Origin of the sequence: Bacillus sp. FSL K6-1145 (assembly GCF_038003425.1) — a bacterium.
Classification (GTDB): Bacteria; Bacillota; Bacilli; order Bacillales; family Bacillaceae; genus Bacillus; species Bacillus pumilus.
The window spans coordinates 1,931,581-1,949,925 of sequence record NZ_JBBOPC010000001.1 but is presented as its reverse complement, the minus strand read 5'-3'; the positions used below and the strand labels follow the sequence as shown (position 1 = coordinate 1,949,925).

Annotated in this window: 22 protein-coding genes; 14 read left to right on the top strand and 8 right to left on the bottom strand. The window is 41.0% G+C overall.

Features of this window, described 5'->3' with window-relative positions; translation table 11 throughout:
• Positions 1–82: 82 nt before the first annotated feature.
• The gene (deoD, locus tag MHH41_RS09605; RefSeq protein WP_012010274.1) at positions 83–778 is read left to right on the top strand and encodes a purine-nucleoside phosphorylase; all 696 of its coding nucleotides are present in this window, start codon (positions 83–85) and stop codon (positions 776–778) included.
• Between the two features lie 68 nt (positions 779–846).
• The gene (locus MHH41_RS09600) at positions 847–1,677 is read left to right on the top strand and encodes a M15 family metallopeptidase (RefSeq protein WP_335356129.1); all 831 of its coding nucleotides are present in this window, start codon (positions 847–849) and stop codon (positions 1,675–1,677) included.
• Positions 1,678–1,727: 50 nt separating this feature from the next.
• On the opposite strand, the gene MHH41_RS09595 is transcribed toward MHH41_RS09600, so the two are convergent.
• Both MHH41_RS09595 and MHH41_RS09590 read right to left on the bottom strand, forming a co-directional pair.
• Positions 1,728–1,979 carry a hypothetical protein gene (locus tag MHH41_RS09595; protein WP_003216113.1) on the bottom strand — a complete coding sequence of 84 codons (252 nt, stop codon included), beginning with the start codon at positions 1,977–1,979 and terminating at the stop codon, positions 1,728–1,730.
• Between the two features lie 92 nt (positions 1,980–2,071).
• Positions 2,072–2,770, bottom strand: coding sequence for a class I SAM-dependent methyltransferase (locus tag MHH41_RS09590; protein WP_322000509.1), 699 nt, complete (start codon positions 2,768–2,770; stop codon positions 2,072–2,074).
• 151 nt (positions 2,771–2,921) lie between these two features.
• On the opposite strand from MHH41_RS09590, the gene MHH41_RS09585 reads away from it, so the two are divergent.
• Positions 2,922–4,307, top strand: a complete 1,386-nt coding sequence (locus tag MHH41_RS09585; protein WP_137055085.1) for a S41 family peptidase — start codon at positions 2,922–2,924, stop codon at positions 4,305–4,307.
• 40 nt (positions 4,308–4,347) lie between these two features.
• On the opposite strand, the gene MHH41_RS09580 is transcribed toward MHH41_RS09585, so the two are convergent.
• The 3 genes from MHH41_RS09580 to MHH41_RS09570 form a co-directional block, all read right to left on the bottom strand.
• Complete coding sequence (locus tag MHH41_RS09580) at positions 4,348–5,841, bottom strand: sodium:solute symporter family protein (protein ID WP_340866247.1); 1,494 nt, start codon at positions 5,839–5,841, stop codon at positions 4,348–4,350.
• Positions 5,841–6,044 (bottom strand): DUF3311 domain-containing protein, encoded by a 204-nt coding sequence (locus tag MHH41_RS09575; RefSeq protein ID WP_003215965.1) that lies wholly within the window; start codon positions 6,042–6,044, stop codon positions 5,841–5,843. Before MHH41_RS09575 ends, MHH41_RS09580 begins: the two co-directional genes overlap by 1 nt.
• Before the next feature lie 235 nt (positions 6,045–6,279).
• Entirely contained in the window at positions 6,280–6,897 is a 618-nt protein-coding gene (locus tag MHH41_RS09570; RefSeq protein WP_003215532.1) for a nitroreductase family protein, read from the bottom strand.
• Between the two features lie 140 nt (positions 6,898–7,037).
• Between MHH41_RS09570 and MHH41_RS09565 the strand changes: the two genes are divergently transcribed.
• Together MHH41_RS09565 and MHH41_RS09560 are read left to right on the top strand one after the other, a co-directional pair.
• A complete protein-coding gene (locus MHH41_RS09565) occupies positions 7,038–7,370 on the top strand; it encodes a winged helix-turn-helix transcriptional regulator (RefSeq protein ID WP_003215692.1) in 333 nt (110 codons plus the stop codon).
• Between the two features lie 75 nt (positions 7,371–7,445).
• Positions 7,446–7,661 carry a hypothetical protein gene (locus MHH41_RS09560; RefSeq protein ID WP_044141204.1) on the top strand — a complete coding sequence of 72 codons (216 nt, stop codon included), beginning with the start codon at positions 7,446–7,448 and terminating at the stop codon, positions 7,659–7,661.
• A gap of 40 nt (positions 7,662–7,701) precedes the next feature.
• Here MHH41_RS09560 and MHH41_RS09555 read toward each other — a convergent pair whose 3' ends face one another.
• Positions 7,702–8,175, bottom strand: coding sequence for an Hsp20/alpha crystallin family protein (locus tag MHH41_RS09555; RefSeq protein WP_003216069.1), 474 nt, complete (start codon positions 8,173–8,175; stop codon positions 7,702–7,704).
• A gap of 95 nt (positions 8,176–8,270) precedes the next feature.
• Here MHH41_RS09555 and rarD point away from each other — a divergent pair, with 95 nt between their 5' ends.
• From rarD to bshB2, 4 genes are all read left to right on the top strand, one after another.
• Entirely contained in the window at positions 8,271–9,176 is a 906-nt protein-coding gene (gene rarD, locus MHH41_RS09550) for an EamA family transporter RarD (protein ID WP_012010264.1), read from the top strand.
• A 78-nt stretch (positions 9,177–9,254) separates the two neighbouring features.
• Entirely contained in the window at positions 9,255–9,536 is a 282-nt protein-coding gene (locus MHH41_RS09545; protein ID WP_003215525.1) for a hypothetical protein, read from the top strand.
• A complete protein-coding gene (locus MHH41_RS09540) occupies positions 9,533–9,883 on the top strand; it encodes a YojF family protein (RefSeq protein WP_050943916.1) in 351 nt (116 codons plus the stop codon). The genes MHH41_RS09545 and MHH41_RS09540 overlap by 4 nt, the downstream gene beginning before the upstream one ends.
• A gap of 18 nt (positions 9,884–9,901) precedes the next feature.
• Entirely contained in the window at positions 9,902–10,567 is a 666-nt protein-coding gene (gene bshB2 / locus MHH41_RS09535) for a bacillithiol biosynthesis deacetylase BshB2 (RefSeq protein WP_340866244.1), read from the top strand.
• Between the two features lie 245 nt (positions 10,568–10,812).
• On the opposite strand, the gene MHH41_RS09530 is transcribed toward bshB2, so the two are convergent.
• A complete protein-coding gene (locus MHH41_RS09530; RefSeq protein ID WP_050943918.1) occupies positions 10,813–12,174 on the bottom strand; it encodes an MATE family efflux transporter in 1,362 nt (453 codons plus the stop codon).
• Positions 12,175–12,232: 58 nt separating this feature from the next.
• A complete protein-coding gene (locus MHH41_RS09525) occupies positions 12,233–12,358 on the bottom strand; it encodes a hypothetical protein (protein ID WP_003215647.1) in 126 nt (41 codons plus the stop codon).
• A 78-nt stretch (positions 12,359–12,436) separates the two neighbouring features.
• Between MHH41_RS09525 and cdaS the strand changes: the two genes are divergently transcribed.
• The 5 genes from cdaS to MHH41_RS09500 all read left to right on the top strand — a co-directional run bounded on the left by cdaS (position 12,437) and on the right by MHH41_RS09500 (position 18,335).
• Positions 12,437–13,063 (top strand): sporulation-specific diadenylate cyclase CdaS, encoded by a 627-nt coding sequence (gene cdaS / locus MHH41_RS09520; RefSeq protein WP_034620466.1) that lies wholly within the window; start codon positions 12,437–12,439, stop codon positions 13,061–13,063.
• Positions 13,064–13,468: 405 nt separating this feature from the next.
• Positions 13,469–14,785, top strand: coding sequence for a C40 family peptidase (locus tag MHH41_RS09515; RefSeq protein ID WP_340866242.1), 1,317 nt, complete (start codon positions 13,469–13,471; stop codon positions 14,783–14,785).
• 75 nt (positions 14,786–14,860) lie between these two features.
• On the top strand, positions 14,861–15,439 hold the full coding sequence (locus tag MHH41_RS09510; RefSeq protein ID WP_050943920.1) for a superoxide dismutase family protein: 579 nt from the start codon (positions 14,861–14,863) through the stop codon (positions 15,437–15,439).
• 89 nt (positions 15,440–15,528) lie between these two features.
• Positions 15,529–16,407 (top strand): ATP-binding protein, encoded by an 879-nt coding sequence (locus tag MHH41_RS09505; RefSeq protein WP_050943921.1) that lies wholly within the window; start codon positions 15,529–15,531, stop codon positions 16,405–16,407.
• Positions 16,408–16,418: 11 nt separating this feature from the next.
• Positions 16,419–18,335 (top strand): vWA domain-containing protein, encoded by a 1,917-nt coding sequence (locus MHH41_RS09500; RefSeq protein ID WP_050943922.1) that lies wholly within the window; start codon positions 16,419–16,421, stop codon positions 18,333–18,335.
• Positions 18,336–18,345 lie beyond the last annotated feature (10 nt).

Sequence of the window (18,345 nt, the reverse complement as noted above, 5' to 3'; positions counted from 1 at the left end):
AGCTGGTATTTTCTTTTTTGGGCTCAATCGTTTATACTAAATAGGACAAAACACATAGTAAACGTAAGTGGAGGCTAAAAAAATGAGTGTACATATTGGAGCAGAAAAAGGACAAATTGCAGAAACGGTATTGCTGCCAGGCGATCCGCTTCGTGCGAAATATATTGCAGATACATATTTAGAAGATGTCGAATGCTATAACGAAGTGCGCGGAATGTATGGTTATACTGGAACCTACAAAGGAAAGCGCGTTTCTGTACAAGGAACCGGAATGGGCGTACCTTCTATTTCGATTTATGTGAATGAACTCATTCAAAGCTATGATGTTCAGAACTTAATCCGCGTTGGATCTTGCGGGGCTATTAAAAGGGATGTCAACGTACGAGATGTCATTTTAGCTCAAACATCTTCAACAGATTCACAAATGAATCGTGTGGCGTTTGGACCGATTGATTACGCACCTTGCGCTGATTTTGGACTGCTTAAGAAAGCATACGACACAGCAGAAGCAAAAAATGTCGCTGTTCGTGTCGGTAATGTATTTACAGCAGATCAATTTTACAATGAAAAACCACTTGAGCTCATGGCTCAATACGGAATTCTAGCAATTGAAATGGAGACAACCGCTCTATATTCGCTTGCAGCAAAATTTGATCGTAAAGCGTTATCCATTCTGACAGTGAGTGATCATGTTCTCACAGGGGAAGAAACAACGGCTGAAGAGCGTCAAACGACATTTGACGAAATGATCTTAATTGCGCTAGACTCCGTTTTATAATAGTATAAAGGGTGTGCTACGATGTAGCGCATCTTTATTTTTTTAGAAGAGCAAAAGGAAGGTATGTCATGAAGAAAAGCTATAAAATACTCTCAATCGCATCGATTCTTGGTTTGACAGCCGCACTATCGGGCTGCCAGTTGCTGGATCAAAATAGCGGTACATCTGAATCGAACAAAACAAACGAACAAAAAAGCGCAGAAAATTCATCTACCCAGCAAAACTCAAACAATACAGCAGATTCATCGGATCAAGAGCTGACGTTAAAGAGTGAATATTTCAATGACATCAAAGTGGTAAGCGGGCTGAAAACCATTCAAAATCCTGCAAACGTGCTAGCACTTGTCAACAAAGAATACGCATTACCAGGAACCTATAAACCTTCTGATCTCGTTGTTCCAAAAGTAGAATTCTCTTTTTCAGAGGATATTGAAAAACGATATATTCGTAAAGAAGCAGCAGAAGCACTTGAGACATTATTCAAAGATGCGAAAAAGAAAAACTTTGAGCTGGCTGCCGTATCTGGCTATCGCTCCTATGAACGTCAAAAGGTCATTTTTGATAGTGAAGTCAAGTTAAAAGGCAAAGAAAAAGCGCAAGAAGCAGTAGCTTTACCAGGCGAAAGTGAACACCAAACAGGCCTTGCAATGGACATTTCCTCAAAAAGTGCCGGCTTTGACATCTCTGAAAAGTTTGGTGAAACACCTGATGGCAAATGGGTGGCTAAAAACGCCTATAAATATGGTTTTATCATTCGTTATCCAAAAGGAAAAGAAGACATGACAAAATATGAATATGAGCCGTGGCATCTGCGCTATGTTGGAAAAGAAGCAGCAAAAGCGATGCATGATCACGATTTAACATTTGAAGAGTACATGAATAAAGTGAAGAAAATTTAATCAAATAAAAAGGCCTCCCAGCTATTCGGGGGGCCTTCTTTATTCTTCTTTTAAAAAAAGAACAATCCTGCTAATGCGAAACCTGTAATGAAACCAAGCCCGATGCCATAAGCGGCACCCCAGCCGTAATACCCTCCGTAATAACCAAAGCCAAAGCCGCCGCGAGAACCGCCGACTGGACGAATATACACTTTGCGGTTTGTCACCCGCTCAATGCGTCCGACATGTACTCTGCCATTACGATCTGTGATTCTAGCGACTTTCCCCATATGCTGCTGACAAAGCTTTTGATAGCGCTCCATATTTTTCCTCCTTATGACAAACTCTTTTCCCTCTTATCCTATGCGAGAGACCTCATAGAGTTTGGACAAAACATATAGGAGATTCGCTCATTTTATACGGTACATTCAAATAGAATGTGGCTTAGCTGCTTTCGGTGCGCTTGAATCAGATCGTAGTGTGTTTGCATCGTTTCGTAAAGAGAAGGCGGGATATATTCAGATAATTCCATTTCTGTCGGCTCCTCTTGTACCATGTGATCATCGAATGAGAGAATGCGAACGTCATGAAATCCTGCTGCTTTTAGCTGCTCCTTCCATTCTTCAAGTGAAAAGAGTGCGTGAAACCCGTAAAAATCTCGAACGGCGGCAAGCTCCTTCGGTGTAAGGGGTGCTTTTAATACTGCTTCATTCGCAATCAGTTGACTTCCAGGGGCAAGCACGCGTTTAATCTCAGCAAGTGCCGCTGGAAGGTTGGTAAAGCTCAAAACAGATTCACTGATCAGAAGAGTGAACGCTTCATCTGGAAATGGCAGCTGTTCGATCGATGCTTGCAGTGCGCGGATCGGCAGTTCTTCTCGCTCAAATCGCAGATTAGCCTTTTCAATCATCAAAGGGTGTGTATCAATCGCCTCCACCTGATAACCGATATTGCCTAAATATGCCGCCGTTTGTCCAGTCCCGCATCCCGCATCCAGTATGCGCGCATCAGGCATCAATTTTATATGCTCAAGCATCGTTTTTGTTAACTCAATTCCGCCAGGATGGGCACTAGATACGCCAAAATAGGCAAGCATTTCTACATAATCACTCATAAAATCCCTTCTTTCCTTATCAAGTTCCTCTTTAAAGATTATGCAATGCAAGGTCAAATGGCTTATCTTTTCAAAGAGAACTTCGATCCTTTGGTTGACGGATGAAGCATCGTCCTTGATAATAATGAAAGGAGATAAAGGTGGTGTTTTTTTGAAAAAACAATTTAAGATCGTCATCGCTATTTTGGTGACAGCGGCACTGTCCTCAGCGATTACATTTGTGATCACAAAACAAGGGACTGTCAATGTCTCAGGAGATGAGAAGTTTAGTAAACTCATGGCTGCGTATACGAAAGTAAAAGATGAGTATTACGAAAAAACGGATGATCAAAAACTAGTAGATGGTGCGATTCAAGGAATGATCGCATCACTTGATGATCCATACTCTACATATATGGATCAGGAGGAAGCCGAAGGATTTAACAACACCATTTCTTCATCATTTGAAGGAATTGGTGCTCAAGTAGAAGAGAAGGATGGACAAATTTTAATTGTCGCACCGATTAAAGGCTCTCCTGCTGAAAAAGCCGGGTTGAAACCTCATGATCGTATTTTAAAGGTGGATGGAAAAAGCACAAAAGGCATGTCTGTCAATCAAGCAGTCTCTCTAATCAGAGGGAAAAAAGGAACGGATGTCAAGCTTCACCTTAACCGCCAAGGAGTGGGAAATGTTGATGTGACCATCACAAGAGACACCATTCCAGTTGAAACAGTGTATGCAAAACTCACAAAAGACAAAATAGGAGAAATCCAAATTACGTCCTTTGCTGAAACAACGTCAAAAGAGTTAGATAAAGCCATTGATGACCTCGAGAAAAAAGGGGCAAAAGGGTTTGTCATTGACCTGAGAGATAATCCAGGCGGCATTATGACAGAAGCGATTGAAATGAGTAATGACTTTATCGATAAAGGGAAAGTCATCATGCAAGTTGAAGAAAAAGGGAAGAAAGAAGAGTACAAGGCTGAAAAAGAACGCAAAGTTCATCAGCCGGCAGTTGTCCTTGTAAATGGCGGCTCAGCCAGCGCTGCAGAAATCATGGCGGCGGCTCTGCACCAATCTTCAGGTATCAAAATTATTGGTGAAAAGACATTTGGTAAAGGAACTGTTCAAAATGCGCAAAGCTATAATGATGGTTCTAGTGTCAAGTTAACCATTGCCAAGTGGCTAACGCCGGATGGTTCGTGGATTCATAAAAAAGGAATTGAACCACAGGTCAAAGCATCGCTCCCAAGTTATGCAAAGCTGCCATACTTAAGCCCGAAAAAAACGTATCAGCTGAATGACAATGGAGATGAAGTCAAAGCGGCTCAAAAAATGTTCCAAGCGCTTGACTACAAAGCAAAAGCAAATGGTGAGTACGATCAAGCCTTCCAGACGATCGTCAAAAGCTTCCAAACAGACAACGATCTGAAAGCAGACGGAATTCTGACGGGAGATACAACGACAGTACTGATGACAAAGATCCAAGATAAGCTAAAGAAAAATGATACTCAAATGAAAAAAGCCATTGAAGTCTTGAAAAAAGAAATGAAATAAAGAAAGAGCAGTCCTCATAGGGGGACTGCTCTTTTTATATTTACGCGTTGTTTCCAATCGCTTCTGTTTTGTCTTGATCTTTTTCAAATAGTTCATTCATGACAGAATTGGATGTGACCTTCTTTTGGAAGAATGGATTCAAAATCAGGATGACCAAAGCGTTTGCTAGTAAACCAAGAAACCCTTCATAAAGACCGAACGTGACTTGTGAGATATTGGCTGTAAAGGTGACGATGATGCCAACAACTAACCCCGCAATCGTTGCTTCTCTCGATTGTTTTTTCCAGAACAAGCTGATCGCAATGGCTGGGAAGATTTGAACCATTCCTGAAACACCAATGAGCTGAAGCGTCACAAGTGCTGTTGGGAAGAGCATTCCGAATAATAGAGCCAGTCCGATCACGATAAACACCATTGAACGAGTGATGATGGTCAACCTTTTAGGTGATACATTCGGATGAATTAAGTCACGATATAAATTATTGGCAAATAAATTCGATGCACCAATGGCCATGATCGAGCATGGAATGAGGGAAGCCAGTGCAATCGTTGAATAAGCAAGACCCTGCATCACGCCGCCATATGACGTTTGAATTAAATGAAGAAGTGCAAATCTTGGATTTGTATCTTCTGGTAAGACCAAAAAGGCAATAAATCCAAGGAAGATGACCAAAATCAATACGATGTTATAAAGAGGCAAAAACATGCTGTTTTTACGGATAGCATCTGCACTTTTTGCTGTAAATACCCCTGTTGCCGCATGTGCCCACATAAACAAAGCAAGGGCAGAAACACCTGAAGCGGTAATGAACCATAAAATGCCTTTAGGACCGCCGTCAGGAATTGTCAGAAGCTGTGGAGCTTCCTTAGCTAACGTATTCATCATCGGAGTCCAGCCGTTAAAATGAATGATTGGCAGTGAAACCACCATAAACAGCATGATGACCCAAACGAGAATATCCTTAATAATGGCTGTATATGTAGGACCTTTAATCCCGCTGAAAAATGTATAAAGTGCGACTAAAATAAATGAAATAATAACAACTGCATTCACATTAATATAACTAGTTCCAGCGACAGTTAACGTATCTTGAATCCCGCTCAGTTGAAGACAAATATAAGGAATAAGCATAAGTACTCCAATAATTGCAATTAGACTGGATAACAGCTTGCTGTCAAAGCGCTCACGTGCATAATCAGCGAGCGTTGTGAGGTTGTGATTCTTCGCAACCGTCCATAGCTTTGGTAAGAAGAAATAAGCAATAAAATACGCTAGAACTGAATAGGGAATAGCGAAAAAAGCGACACTTCCAGCTGTATAGGCTGTACTAGTGAGCCCTAAAAAGGTATAAGCTGTGTATAAATCTGCGCCAACGAGGAACCAGACGAGCAGCCCGCCAAATTTTCTCCCGCCAACAGACCATTCCTCTACTGACTGTCTGGATGATTTATCACGGCCAGCGGCAAATCCAATGACCACGACGATGAAAATGATACTTGCTGTAATCAATAAAGCTGTTAAATTTCCTTGCATTAGTCAGTTCCTCCATTTGAATGTTGCATGCGGTAAATGATGAATGTACAGACTGGTGTGAGAACAATCCATAGTAAGAGCCAGAAGTGGAAAAAAGGCAGGCCTATCACAAATGGATGGATACGATTCGCAAAGGGCAGCAGTGCGAGCTGTCCGATGAATGGAATCGCTATAAGTAGTGCCAGTATCAATTTTTTATTCATGATTTCCTCCTGAATTTTTTGTAATTTCATAATAATAGCAGTTGTCAGATTAGATCACAAGACCATTTTCAGAAAAAACAATCATTTCGCTGAATATCATACTAATATAACGCTTTCATTCTTAAAAAGGAGAAAAAGTGGAGGTGAAAAGGGGTAAAGTGAAAAGAAAATATGCAGAAATAATATTGAAACCAAATAAAAAAACCTCAGCATGAAAGCTGAGGCCTTGCCAATTTTAAAGGAAATCAGATACTTCTTCGATGTCGAAACGATTGCTTTTATGAGCTTCTTTCGCTGCTTTACCAACTGAAATCAGCATGACTGGCTCATATCGGCCGCTTACATTGAATTCTTTGATGTAGGCGTCTTTACTGAAACCACCCATTGCGCATGTATCATAGCCCATTGCTTTTGCAGCAATCATTAATTGCATAGCAGCTAATGAAGCATTTGAATACGCAGCTTCACGTGCATACTGCTCGCTTTGGTATGCGCCATTGATTTGAGTCATCAATGTTTCTTTGATGTCTTCAGTAATGAAGCCTTGTTCTGCCAGCTCACTGTAGATTTTTTCACCATTTTGATTGGCTTCAAGATCACCTAGTACAGCAATAACAGCTGATGCTTGTGAGATTTGCTTTTGGTTGTAAGCGATTGGAAGTAACTTCGCTTTAGATTCAGCACTATGGAAGACAGTGAAATGCCAATGCTGAAGGTTCCACGCGGATGGTGCTTTTGTTGTGATATCAAGAAGCTCTGTTAACTCTTCTTTTGTCATTTCATGAGTTGTATCGTACTCTTTTACTGAAGCTCTTTGTTTTAAAATGTCAATCGTTTTTTGATCAGTCGCCATGTGGATATTTCCTCCCGTTTTTGCAAATAATATGGTACAATAACTAAAAAGTGAGAAACTTACTTATTGTAACTAGAGATATATTTTAAATTGTATACCGTTAGTTTGTCAAACAATCATGAAAAGAAAGGCTGAAATTTATGGAATTTCAATTATGTCCACACATTCAGCAAGCTTTTTTACTGCTAGGCAAAAGGTGGAATGGTCTCATTATTCATGTATTGCTTGATGGTCCAAAGCGTTTTAAAGACATGACGGACATTATCCCATCCATCAGTCAAAAAATGCTCGCAGAGCGTTTAAAGGAACTTGAGCAAGAAGGGATTATAGAGCGAACTGTATTGCCTGAGACGCCTGTGAAAGTCATTTACTGTTTAACTGAAAAAGGAAATGCGCTAAATGATGTGTTTCATGAGGTATCTAGGTGGGCAGGGGAATATACAGAATCTCATGAAAAAAAGGAACAAGCCTAGTTTCAGGTTTGCCCAAACGTTTTGACTCCTGATGAATATGCTGATCTTAGGCACATGACAAAGGAGGAGAAATGCATGTACCCTCATACTCCGTATTTCCGAGGCGGCGCCCCTGGCATTCCGCCATATGAATCCAGAGTCCCTTTGTTTTTTGGTTTTGGCGCTCCTTTAGTCGGCGGACTGCTTGGCGGGTTTTTAGGAAGTGCGATTTTTAATTATCCCCGTCCATATTACCCACCACCACCGCCTGTTCCACCACCTTATGGCGGAGGATATCCACCATACTATTAAGAAAAAAGAGTAAGCCTGCTTCTATATCAAAGCAGGCTTTTTATAATGGAATATCGATTTCAGAAATCCCCGGATCATCATGCTTTAAAAACATAATCTCCAAAATACCGTCCTGATACGAAGCCTTCGTTCCTTTTCTTTTGACAGCAGCAGGGAGGACGACTTTCTTCTGCGTGCCTTCCTCAGGAAAATGATCAATAAACAGCAGGTTGGCTGTATGTTTAATTTTTACTTTTTCTGTGCTCGGCCGAGCAAGCTCAATCTTAACGAACACGTGATCAGTGGTTTCGAATACTTCCACTTCGGGTTCTTTTTCTTTTTTGACGTCTGTTTCCCTCGTTTTTTGATGTTGAGAGAGTGGGTCCTGAAAAGGGAACTGAGCAGGATAATTGGAGCCGAATACACTTTCCATCACTTGATTGACGTACTGCTCGACGTCTTTAGGGTCTGAATTCTTTAAGGCTTCTTTTGAAAATTGCTTTTGAAAAGGGAATAATCGGTTCCAGTCAAACATGCAAATCATCCTTTCTAAATGCCCTGAATTAGTATATGCCCATTCACTTGAGTGCGTGCTATAATATACGATAGGTTTAGAAAGGAATGGTTAGATTGAACGAACAACAGCAATCAAAAGGTGTTCTCTATACGGCAGCATCTTTTACATTATGGGGATTATTCCCGTTATATTGGAAACTGATGGAACATATTTCGTCAGGCGAAATTTTAGCGCACAGAATTTTATGGTCATTTGTTTTTATGTGCGGTATTCTTCTGTATTTAAAACAAGTCCGGCCGGCGATGCAGACAGTGAAGGGTCTCATGCTCGATGGCAAGGCACTTTTTTCATTACTATTATCTGCTATTTTAATATCGGTTAACTGGTATGTGTACATTTGGGCAGTCAACCATCATCTTATGCTAGAAGCTAGTTTAGGGTATTATATTAATCCGCTTGTCTCTGTTTTACTAGGCATCATTTTCTTGAAAGAGCGGCTCAATAAATTACAAACCATTGCGATTTTAATTGCCGCAGCTGGGGTGATTCTTTCTACGATTCAGTACGGTTCATTTCCTGTCGTGGCAATATTACTTGCCTTTAGCTTCGGTTTTTATGGATTGATTAAAAAAAGAATGAGCTTCACGAGTGCCATTGGTTTGACAATTGAAACGCTGCTTCTAGCCCCGGCAGCTCTTGTGTACTTATTGTTCTTCTTAAAAGAACCTGTGGTGACAATGAATCCTAACAGCTTCGGATCGCTTGGTCTCTTATTCTTTGCAGGGGTCTTTACTGCGGTACCGCTTCTTTTATTCTCTGAAGGGGCAAAAAGAATTCCTCTTTATCAAGTGGGTATTTTACAGTACATTGCACCAACGATTACGCTGTTTTTAGGGTTATTTGTGTATCACGAGCATTTATCTTCAGCTAAAATTGTGACGTTTCTTTGTATCTGGGTGGCGATTTTATTGTTTACGACCTCTCAATTACGCATGAAAAAAACAGCGAATTCTCATTAAGTCCTACGAGCAGTTTGCTTTTTTTTGAAGGCGGATCATGTCATAATAAGTTGTTACCAAAACTGTAGAGGTGATTACATGTCATCAGCCAATGAGCTTACAGCTGCTTATCAATCTTTATGGAAAAATCGTCAGCTTGATGTCGATGATATGTCTTCTTTACACGAGGCAATATGTGATGATTTAAGCGATGCGCGCACTCATCCGAGGGCGAGAAAATCATTTCATCAAAAATATGTACTCGCTGTAGAGAGAATATTAGAAAGTGGGCTTCGGCATGATCATCAGCTGCAGCTGATCAGCTTACATACAAAAAAGCTGCGCGAATTAATTCAAAATGAAGGAAGGAACCACTCATGAAACCAATTCAAACGGAAGATGTCACAGCACATCTTGAATCGTTTTTAAATCGTCCAGTCTTCGTTCATCTTGAAACGACCACTGGTTCTTATTCAGCTCATGTAAATGAACAAAATATGACGGTCGTTGCCTATATCCGCAATGCGAAAGTCGTCTATTCACAGGCGAAAATAAAAGGACAAGGTCCGTACCGTGTTGGAATGAAAACAGAAGATGGCTGGATTTACGCAGAAGGATTAACGGATTATGTGTTTGATGACCATGGCCGCCTGCTGTTAGCTGGGCACTTGCCAGACGGGAAACTAGCGATCTCATTACAAATTAGTGAAACACCATTTCAGGTGTAGAAGAAAGGGTGACGAGTCATGAATGAACATGTACTAGTGATGCTGCCTCACCCAGATGATGAATCGTTTGGGGTTGCAGGTCTCATTGCACAAAGTAGAAAACGCGGCATCCCAGTCACGTATGCATGCGGGACACTTGGGGAAATGGGCAGAAATATGGGCAGTCCAACATATGCTAACCGTGAAACACTTCCTGAATTAAGAAAACAGGAATTAATCAGCGCCTGCAAAGAAATGGATATCACAGACTTACGTATGCTTGGACTTCGTGATAAAACATTGGAATTTGAAGACGACGAGTATTTAGCTGATGTGATGGAAACCATCATTGATGAAGTCAAACCTACACTGATTGTGACGTTTTATCCTGGACACGGTGTACATCCTGATCATGATGCGACAGGGGAAGCGGTGATTCGCGCTCTTTACCGTAAGAAAAAAGAAGATCGTCCTGTCACATACTGCATGGCCATTACGAAAAATAGAGAAGAAGTGCTTGGAAATGCAGATATTACGATCGACATTACAGATGTAGCAGATATCAAATTAAATGCACTGAGAGCGCATAGAACGCAAACAGAAGGCATGCTGAGAGAGCTTGAACAGAAGCTGAAAAACAAAGAACCTGTCGTCCAAAAATGGTTAGATGAAGAAATTTTCTGGACGTACCAATGGAATGACTAAATAAAAAAAGCAGCTGACATTGATCAGCTGCTCAAATTGTTGACAAAGGGCTAAAATGATCTTGATTTTAGCCCTTTGTCTTCTTTTCAGCTTGATAGAAAACCTTTGAAGTCTAGGAAGGGCGAGCACCGGAACGGAGCGAATTTGACATTCGTGAGTACCGGCGCGCAGAGCTGACAACGAATGCGAGGGTTTGTCTACGCGCTGGGCAGCTGACATCGATCAGCTGTTTTTTTGTGTCGTATCTAGTGATTGGGCGCTTGTTGAAGCAATCGTTTTTCAATCAATCTGAGACGGATAAAGAGGACAATGGCACCAGCGGCAAGTCCGGCAATGAGACCAATCCAATACCCAAATGCCCCATACGAGGTATAGGTGCCAATCAGATAGCCGGAAGGAAGGCCGATCACCCAGTATGAAACAAATGCGGCAATGAGCGTATAGTTGACATCTTTATAGCCGCGCAGCGCCCCTTGAATGGGTGCAGCAATGGCATCTGACAGCTGGAAAAAGATCGCATAAATCAAAAATTGCTGTGTCAACTGTAAAACAGCCGATTCAGCTGTGTATAAACCAGCAATCTCTGGTCTAAATAATAAAATGAGTGCTGCCGTACACAAGGAGAATAATACCGCCGTTCCAATTCCGATATAGCTATAGCTTTGCGCGTCTTTATAACGCTTGGCACCAGCTTCAAACCCAACGACAATCGTTAAAGCCATCGAGATACTGAGCGGTAAAATATATAAGATGGAAGCAAAGTTCATCGCAGCCTGGTGACTTGCAATCGTCACAGTATCAAAGTGACCCATTAATAACGTAACTGCTGCAAAGATACTCGTTTCAAAAAAGATTGCAAACCCAATAGGAAGACCGATTTTCAGTATTTGCCCCATACGGGAGATATTGATTTGAGGCAGTTTCTGAAACAAACGAAATGAGGCAAATGGTTCTGCTTTCATGACAATACAAATACTCATGATGAAAATCGCCCAATACGTCAACGCAGAAGCAAGACCAGCTCCCGCACCGCCAAGCTTTGGAAAGCCAAAATTCCCAAAAATAAATACATAGTTTAACACAAAGTTAATCGGAAGTGCTGTTAACGTGATAAACATCGTTACACGTGTTTTCCCTAATGCATCAATAAATGACCTGAGCACCGAATAACCAAACAGCGGGATGATACCAAAAGCAAGAAAACTTAAGAAATGCCGCGCAATATCCTCTACGGATTGCTCAAGTCCAAGTCCCCCTAATACGTAAGGGATGCTAATTGTTCCAATTGCAATCACACAGATACTTAAAAGAAAGGATAAATAAATCGCCTGAAAGACAGCCTTAGGAACATCTTTTTTATGCCCTGCGCCCATCAGCTGAGCGACAATTGGCGTAACGGCCATTAATATACCAGCAAGTCCTGTATAAACGGGTGTCCAAATACTAGAACCGATCGCAACACCCGCAAGGTCTTCTGCACTCACTTTTCCAGACATCACGGTGTCTAAAAACGTAATAAGCGAAAGACCCGCTTGAGTGATTAAAATCGGAATCAAAATGGTTAAAAATAGTGTCACCTTAGCTCGAATGCTATTTGTTTCTCTCATCATAAGTTCCTCTCTGAACAGAAATAACGAGAGGATTATATCATGCTATGTAAAAAAATCAATTCTCTGTCGGATTATTTTTCTTAGATGGCTTCGTTTTTTTAAACATTTGGGCATAAATAAAGGAAAGACTGACAACACCTAAAATGCTGCAAGCATATTGAATCACTTTCTGAATGGTCATATTAAGTCACCTCCATAACAATAGAATGCACATAATTTGTTATTTTATGACAACGAAAAGGAGGAGGGAAAAGGTCAAATGATCAATCGTACGAATGAAGAAGTGCAATTTAAAGTGGGCATGAGAACACACTTGATGAAAATTATGAAGGATGCAAGTGACATTATCGATTCCCTTGATGAGATTGAGCAATGTCTACTTTGTGATCTCGAGTCATTACATGATGAGTTTAATGAAATGCATGCAGAGGCTTCCTCGTTTTATTTACAATCGTACATGGAAGAATTCACACCTGGATTTGCTCAATTTTCGTTAGCCATTGAGAGCTTATCAAAACAAAAGCACGGGGCACTGATTGTGATACAAAGGCGGGATGAGGTCGAGGATTTTATTCAAAGAGGGACAAATCTTCATGCGAAAATTAGTGCTTCATTAATTGAAAGCATTTTCTACCCAGGAAATCCACTTCATGATGGTGCGCTTTTAGTCAAAGAAAATACGCTCGTATCTGCGGCAAATGTGCTCCCGCTTACTTCAAAAAAAGTCAGTCCTTCTCTCGGGACAAGACACAGGGCTGCGATTGGACTCTCTGGCATGACCGATGCACTTGTTCTCGTCGTTTCAGAGGAAACGGGTAAAATGTCATTTGCGAAAGAAGGAGTCCTTTATCCGCTCACTGTAAAAGAACCTGAAATCAGAAAATAAAAAACCAATCGCTGCATTCTTCATTCGGAAGGATGCTTTTTTCATTTGAGGAGAAAAAACAGGCAATTAAGTAAAAAGTCATTTGATACAGAAAAATTTGTCATGTAGAATAGAACTATGAAACTAGCAGCGTGCTTGTTTTGACAAATTTCTAAACGTCAACTTAAAAATTCCTTAAAAAATGTTTATAAATACAGCAAACGGCCGATACAAACGATATGGCTTTGTTTTAGCATTTTGAGTTGACTGCTTTAGCCTATTTGTTATTGCCCAACGTCTACATGTCGAGTAATATAATAGAAATAAAGATAAAATAGTGCAAGAGAAGCAGAGTCGTTAAATGCTAAACTTAAAACTAGTACATAAGTCTTGTTGAATGAAATCATGAAAGGCGGAGATTTATCTATGAAGAAAAAAGTAGTAACCGGCCTCACAGTTTCAGCGATCGCTGGCTCAGCTGTGTTTGCTGCACCGGCAGAAGCACAGACGATCAAGGTGAAAAGCGGTGACTCACTTTGGAAGATTGCCGAACAGTACAATACAAGTATTTCGGAGCTTCAATCTCTTAATCAACTAAAAACGACGATGATTTTTGCAGGACAAAGCTTGAAAATTCCTGGCGCAAAAAGCAAAAAATCCAGTTCGTCAACTGGTTCAAAAGCAACGAAATCAAATGCTTCAACGACATCAAGCTACACAGTAAAGCTTGGAGATTCTTTATGGCTCATTGCGAAAAATCATAAAATGTCAGTGGCAAGCTTAAAAAGTCTAAACAGCTTAAACAGTGACTTAATTCGTCCTGGACAAAAGCTAAAGGTATCTGGAAGCACGAAGACAAGCGGGAGCCAGTCATCAAACTCCTCTTCAAATACCAGCTCAAACAATAAGACAACGAACTCAAATAGTTCATCATCATCAAGTACATACAAGGTCAAATTAGGGGATTCTCTTTGGAAAATTGCGAATTCGCTCAATATGTCGATTGGTGAAATCAAAACATTGAACGGATTAAAATCTGATATGATTTATCCGAATCAAGTATTGAAAGTAAAAGGGACGGCTGCATCAAAACCAAGTCAGCCGAAACCTACTAAACCAAGCAATTCAAACAGTAACCAGTCTTCAAGCGGGAAAGCAACATCTTATACTGTAAAATCAGGCGATTCTTTATGGAAAATTGCGAATCAATTTAAAGTGCAAGTTCAGTCCATCCGTACAGCCAACAGCTTAAAAAGCGATGTGCTTAGAATTGGACAAGTTCTCAAAATTAATGGTGCAGCTTCAGGCTCAACTGGGTCGAATGGTTCTACGTCTAACGGCTCGACAAAGCCGGTCAACAATAACAAACCCGATGTGCCAATGAATGCAAAAATCACGACGATGATTCAAGAAGGTAAAAAGCTGACAGGCATTCCTTACAGATGGGGCGGCAATACACCATCTGGATTTGACTGCAGCGGCTTTGTTTATTATCTCATTAACAAGGTTTCGTCTGTATCGAGATTAAGCACTGCAGGCTACTGGAGTATGATGACACCTGTGAGCACACCTCAAGTTGGCGATTTTGTTTATTTCACAACGTACAAAGCGGGTCCATCTCATATGGGACTATACCTTGGCGGAGGAGATTTCCTTCACGCAAGTGACAACGGAGTGGGGATCTCAAACTTAAGCAATCCATATTGGAAAAAAGCCTATTTAGGTGCAAAACGTTTCTTCTAAAAAAGCCGATTTTCGGCTTTTTTTGTTTGCCCATTGATCAGGTTGTCCATACTGATATTAAAAGGGGGCAATCATATGAAAAAGTCAGTGTGGTTGATCATGATGTGTCTGGTCTTTGTTGCAACAGCTTGTCATGCACCGCCGAAAAAAGAAACGACAGAAGAAACCATTGAAGTTGCAGCACCTAAGCAAGCACCAGTTACCACGTCACTCATCAATGAAAACGGGCAAAAAATAGGGAGCATCGAAGTAAGAGACTCCTCAGAAAACGGGCTGGATTTACATGTGAAAGCGAAAAATCTGCCGCCAGGTCCTCATGGCTTCCATATTCACGAAACAGGAAGATGTGAAGCGCCAGGTTTTGAAACGGCAGGGGCTCACTTTAATCCAACACACCGGGAGCATGGCTTTGATAACCCAAAGGGTCATCATGCTGGAGATATGCCTAATTTAGAAGTTGGGGCAGATGGACAAATTGATGTTGTCGTGAATGTACCAGATGTGACGTTAAAGGGAGGATCGAACCAATTAATCGATCAAAATGGGCGTAGCTTTATCATTCATGCAGAAGCAGATGATTACTTAAGCAACCCTTCTGGAAACTCAGGGAAACGCATCGCATGCGGAGCGATCACAAAAGAAATGGTAAAATAACAGATGTCTAGCCTTTATGTATTGAGTGCATAAAGGTTTTTTTAGTATACTTGGTGAGGAAAATGATCGAAGAGAGGAATTAATCATACATGTTTAACGAACAATTACTCCCAGAAGAAATTCAAGCAATGATTGAAGCAAAAGCAAAAGGACTAGAAGAAGAATTCCGTCCGCTTATTGGGACAGGCGGCTATGAATCACAGGACACGTCTATCATACAAGATGCGATGATTGCACTAGCACTCGGCAAAAACGTTCTTTTAAAAGGGCCGACTGGTTCAGGTAAAACAAAATTAGCAGAAACTTTATCTGCTTTCTTTCAGCAGCCGATGCACAGTGTGAACTGCTCGGTTGATCTTGATGCAGAAAGCTTGATTGGCTATAAAACCATTCACAATGATGGTCAAGTTGCTTCTATTGAATTTATTGAAGGACCTGTAACGAAAGCAATGAAAAAAGGCCATCTTTTATATATTGATGAAATCAACATGGCAAAGCCAGAAACTCTGCCTATTTTAAACGGTGTACTCGACTACAGAAAAATGATGACAAATCCATTTACAGGAGAGGTCGTTCGAGCAGATGAAGGCTTTGGCGTGATAGCGGCAATCAACGAAGGCTATGTCGGCACAGTGCCTCTAAATGAAGCATTAAAAAACCGATTTGTTGTCATTGACGTTCCATATATCGGCGGCGGCATCTTAAAGGATGTACTGCAATCTCAATCTGTATTAAAGGATGAACGTTTAATCGATCAATTCGTGCAGCTCTCATCAGACCTCATTACACAGGCACACAACGGGCAGGTGAGTGAAGAAGCAGCATCCATTCGCGCCCTTCTAGACACATGTGATCTTGCGCAATACATCCCGCCGCTTCGTGCAGTTGAACGAGGGATTGTTGAAAAGCTAGAAGATGACCGGGAAAAAGCAGCGGTAAGAAATATTGCCCAAACATTATTCGAGTGAGGTTCTGAGTTTTGAAATTCATCAAATTTAATGACAGCAGAATCGATTCATTTTTATTTATGGAATTAACGGATTTAGCCAAAACGTTAGCAAAAAGTGATGATGTCGAGCTTGAATACGGAGTGCAGTCCTACTATGATCCTTTTGAAAAGAAAATTTTCATCAGCCATTTTTGGGATGACCGTAAACAAGAAGACATGACAGCCGGACTGAAAAGTGATGTATTCCTCCGTGCAGTAGGAACCGTTTATAGTGATCTGACTGTCTTTCAGGAAATCATTCGCTATGCTCATACAATGTCCATTCCTGACCTGTGTAAACAATTGTTTATGCTCTTTGAAGATATCCGGATTGAAGAGCGGATTAAACGTGACCGCCCAGGAACAAAAAAGGTATTTAAACGAAGAAGAGAGCTATACCGGCGTCATTTTAAGACGCAATTAACGATTAACCAAGAGCGGAGCATTTTAACGGATGCACTCTATTGTGCAATGTATGTGAAGCTGACAGCGGATTCACCGCTAGAAGAAATTCCGCCTCTTCACGAGCGGATCAACCCAATGATTCCATTTATTGAATCAAGTCTTGAGCGTGTATATGAAGCGCGTTCAACCGGAGATATCGCAGTCATCGTCAAAGAATTAATGGAAGGCTTTGATGAGCTTCTTGATAAAGATATGCTGAATACATACTTTTTCTTCCCGGAATTGGACTATGAAAAAGCGGCAAAAGAACCGCTGTTTCATGACTTAAAAAGAAAACCTAAATTAAGCGAGGACATCAAAGTCGACCGGGAAAAAGAGGGCGATGAAGACATCCACCAAGAGTATATGGAAGTGTGGCATCGAGAAACAGAAGCGCCGTCAAAAAGCTTCCTTCAATTTGATTTAGAGCACGGCGGGAAAAGTGATCTCGGGAAGGATGCAGCAAGAGAAGGCGATGACGGAGATCAAGCACTTGGCACTGTCCAAGGCTCTGCCAAGCAGACTCACCGAAAAGATTATTCAAAGCTTGAGGCGCTGGAAGAGGCTGAAGGCGAGGAAAGCGGAGCGGATGCTCATGAGAATGGAAAAGAGAACAAATATGCGTTTCCAGTCATGATTTCACCAGATCCTCCCGCGCCAGAACAAATCAATGTATACAAGCAGCACGCCAAGGAGATTGAGCCGTATCAGAAACGGTTAAAACAGATGATTCAAAAAACGCTCGAACATAAAAAAACATGGCCAAAAACGGATCTTCATGCAGGACGTCTGAGTAAAAAACTCATTCGTTATTTTACAGAGTCGAATCCGCGTCTTTTCTATAAAAAACAGGCACCTTCTTCGGAGATTGACGCTGTTTTCACTTTATTAGTGGATTGTTCTGCCAGCATGTTTGACAAGATGGACGAGACGAAAAAAGGCATTGTTCTATTCCATGAAGCCTTAAAGTCCGTTCAAGTCCCGCATCAAATTGTGGGGTTTTGGGAAGATACAAACGACGCATCAGAAACAAGTCAGCCGAACTATTTCAACACAGTCGTGTCGTTCAAAGATTCTTTATTTGATGCAGGTCCTTCCATTATGTCTCTTGAGCCAGAAGAGGATAACCGGGATGGCTATGCGATTCGCCAAATGACAAAAATGATATTAAAACGAAGAGAAGAGCAAAAGTTTCTCATTGTTTTTTCTGATGGAGAGCCAGCTGCATTCAGCTACGAACAAAATGGGATCGTCGATACACATGAAGCAGTTCTTGAGGCGAGGAAAAAAGGCATTGAAGTAATCAATGTGTTTTTATCCAATTCACCGATCGAAGAAGCACAGATGAAAACCATTCAAGATATGTATGGCAAGTTCAGCATTTTTGTACCAGATGTCGATACATTGCCAGATGTTTTATATCCGTTACTGAAGAAATTACTGCATAAAAGCATTGGGGCATAAGGTTTTGCCC

Coding starts and splice junctions, on each gene's coding strand:
- deoD (WP_012010274.1), top strand. CDS start 83: ATGAGTGTACATATTGGAGCAGAAAAAGGACAAATTGCAGAAACGGTA.
- MHH41_RS09600 (WP_335356129.1), top strand. CDS start 847: ATGAAGAAAAGCTATAAAATACTCTCAATCGCATCGATTCTTGGTTTG.
- MHH41_RS09595 (WP_003216113.1), bottom strand. CDS start 1,979: ATGGAGCGCTATCAAAAGCTTTGTCAGCAGCATATGGGGAAAGTCGCT.
- MHH41_RS09590 (WP_322000509.1), bottom strand. CDS start 2,770: ATGAGTGATTATGTAGAAATGCTTGCCTATTTTGGCGTATCTAGTGCC.
- MHH41_RS09580 (WP_340866247.1), bottom strand. CDS start 5,841: ATGCAAGGAAATTTAACAGCTTTATTGATTACAGCAAGTATCATTTTC.
- MHH41_RS09575 (WP_003215965.1), bottom strand. CDS start 6,044: ATGAATAAAAAATTGATACTGGCACTACTTATAGCGATTCCATTCATC.
- MHH41_RS09570 (WP_003215532.1), bottom strand. CDS start 6,897: ATGGCGACTGATCAAAAAACGATTGACATTTTAAAACAAAGAGCTTCA.
- MHH41_RS09565 (WP_003215692.1), top strand. CDS start 7,038: ATGGAATTTCAATTATGTCCACACATTCAGCAAGCTTTTTTACTGCTA.
- MHH41_RS09560 (WP_044141204.1), top strand. CDS start 7,446: ATGTACCCTCATACTCCGTATTTCCGAGGCGGCGCCCCTGGCATTCCG.
- MHH41_RS09555 (WP_003216069.1), bottom strand. CDS start 8,175: ATGTTTGACTGGAACCGATTATTCCCTTTTCAAAAGCAATTTTCAAAA.
- MHH41_RS09545 (WP_003215525.1), top strand. CDS start 9,255: ATGTCATCAGCCAATGAGCTTACAGCTGCTTATCAATCTTTATGGAAA.
- MHH41_RS09540 (WP_050943916.1), top strand. CDS start 9,533: ATGAAACCAATTCAAACGGAAGATGTCACAGCACATCTTGAATCGTTT.
- bshB2 (WP_340866244.1), top strand. CDS start 9,902: ATGAATGAACATGTACTAGTGATGCTGCCTCACCCAGATGATGAATCG.
- MHH41_RS09530 (WP_050943918.1), bottom strand. CDS start 12,174: ATGAGAGAAACAAATAGCATTCGAGCTAAGGTGACACTATTTTTAACC.
- MHH41_RS09525 (WP_003215647.1), bottom strand. CDS start 12,358: ATGACCATTCAGAAAGTGATTCAATATGCTTGCAGCATTTTAGGTGTT.
- cdaS (WP_034620466.1), top strand. CDS start 12,437: ATGATCAATCGTACGAATGAAGAAGTGCAATTTAAAGTGGGCATGAGA.
- MHH41_RS09515 (WP_340866242.1), top strand. CDS start 13,469: ATGAAGAAAAAAGTAGTAACCGGCCTCACAGTTTCAGCGATCGCTGGC.
- MHH41_RS09510 (WP_050943920.1), top strand. CDS start 14,861: ATGAAAAAGTCAGTGTGGTTGATCATGATGTGTCTGGTCTTTGTTGCA.
- MHH41_RS09505 (WP_050943921.1), top strand. CDS start 15,529: ATGTTTAACGAACAATTACTCCCAGAAGAAATTCAAGCAATGATTGAA.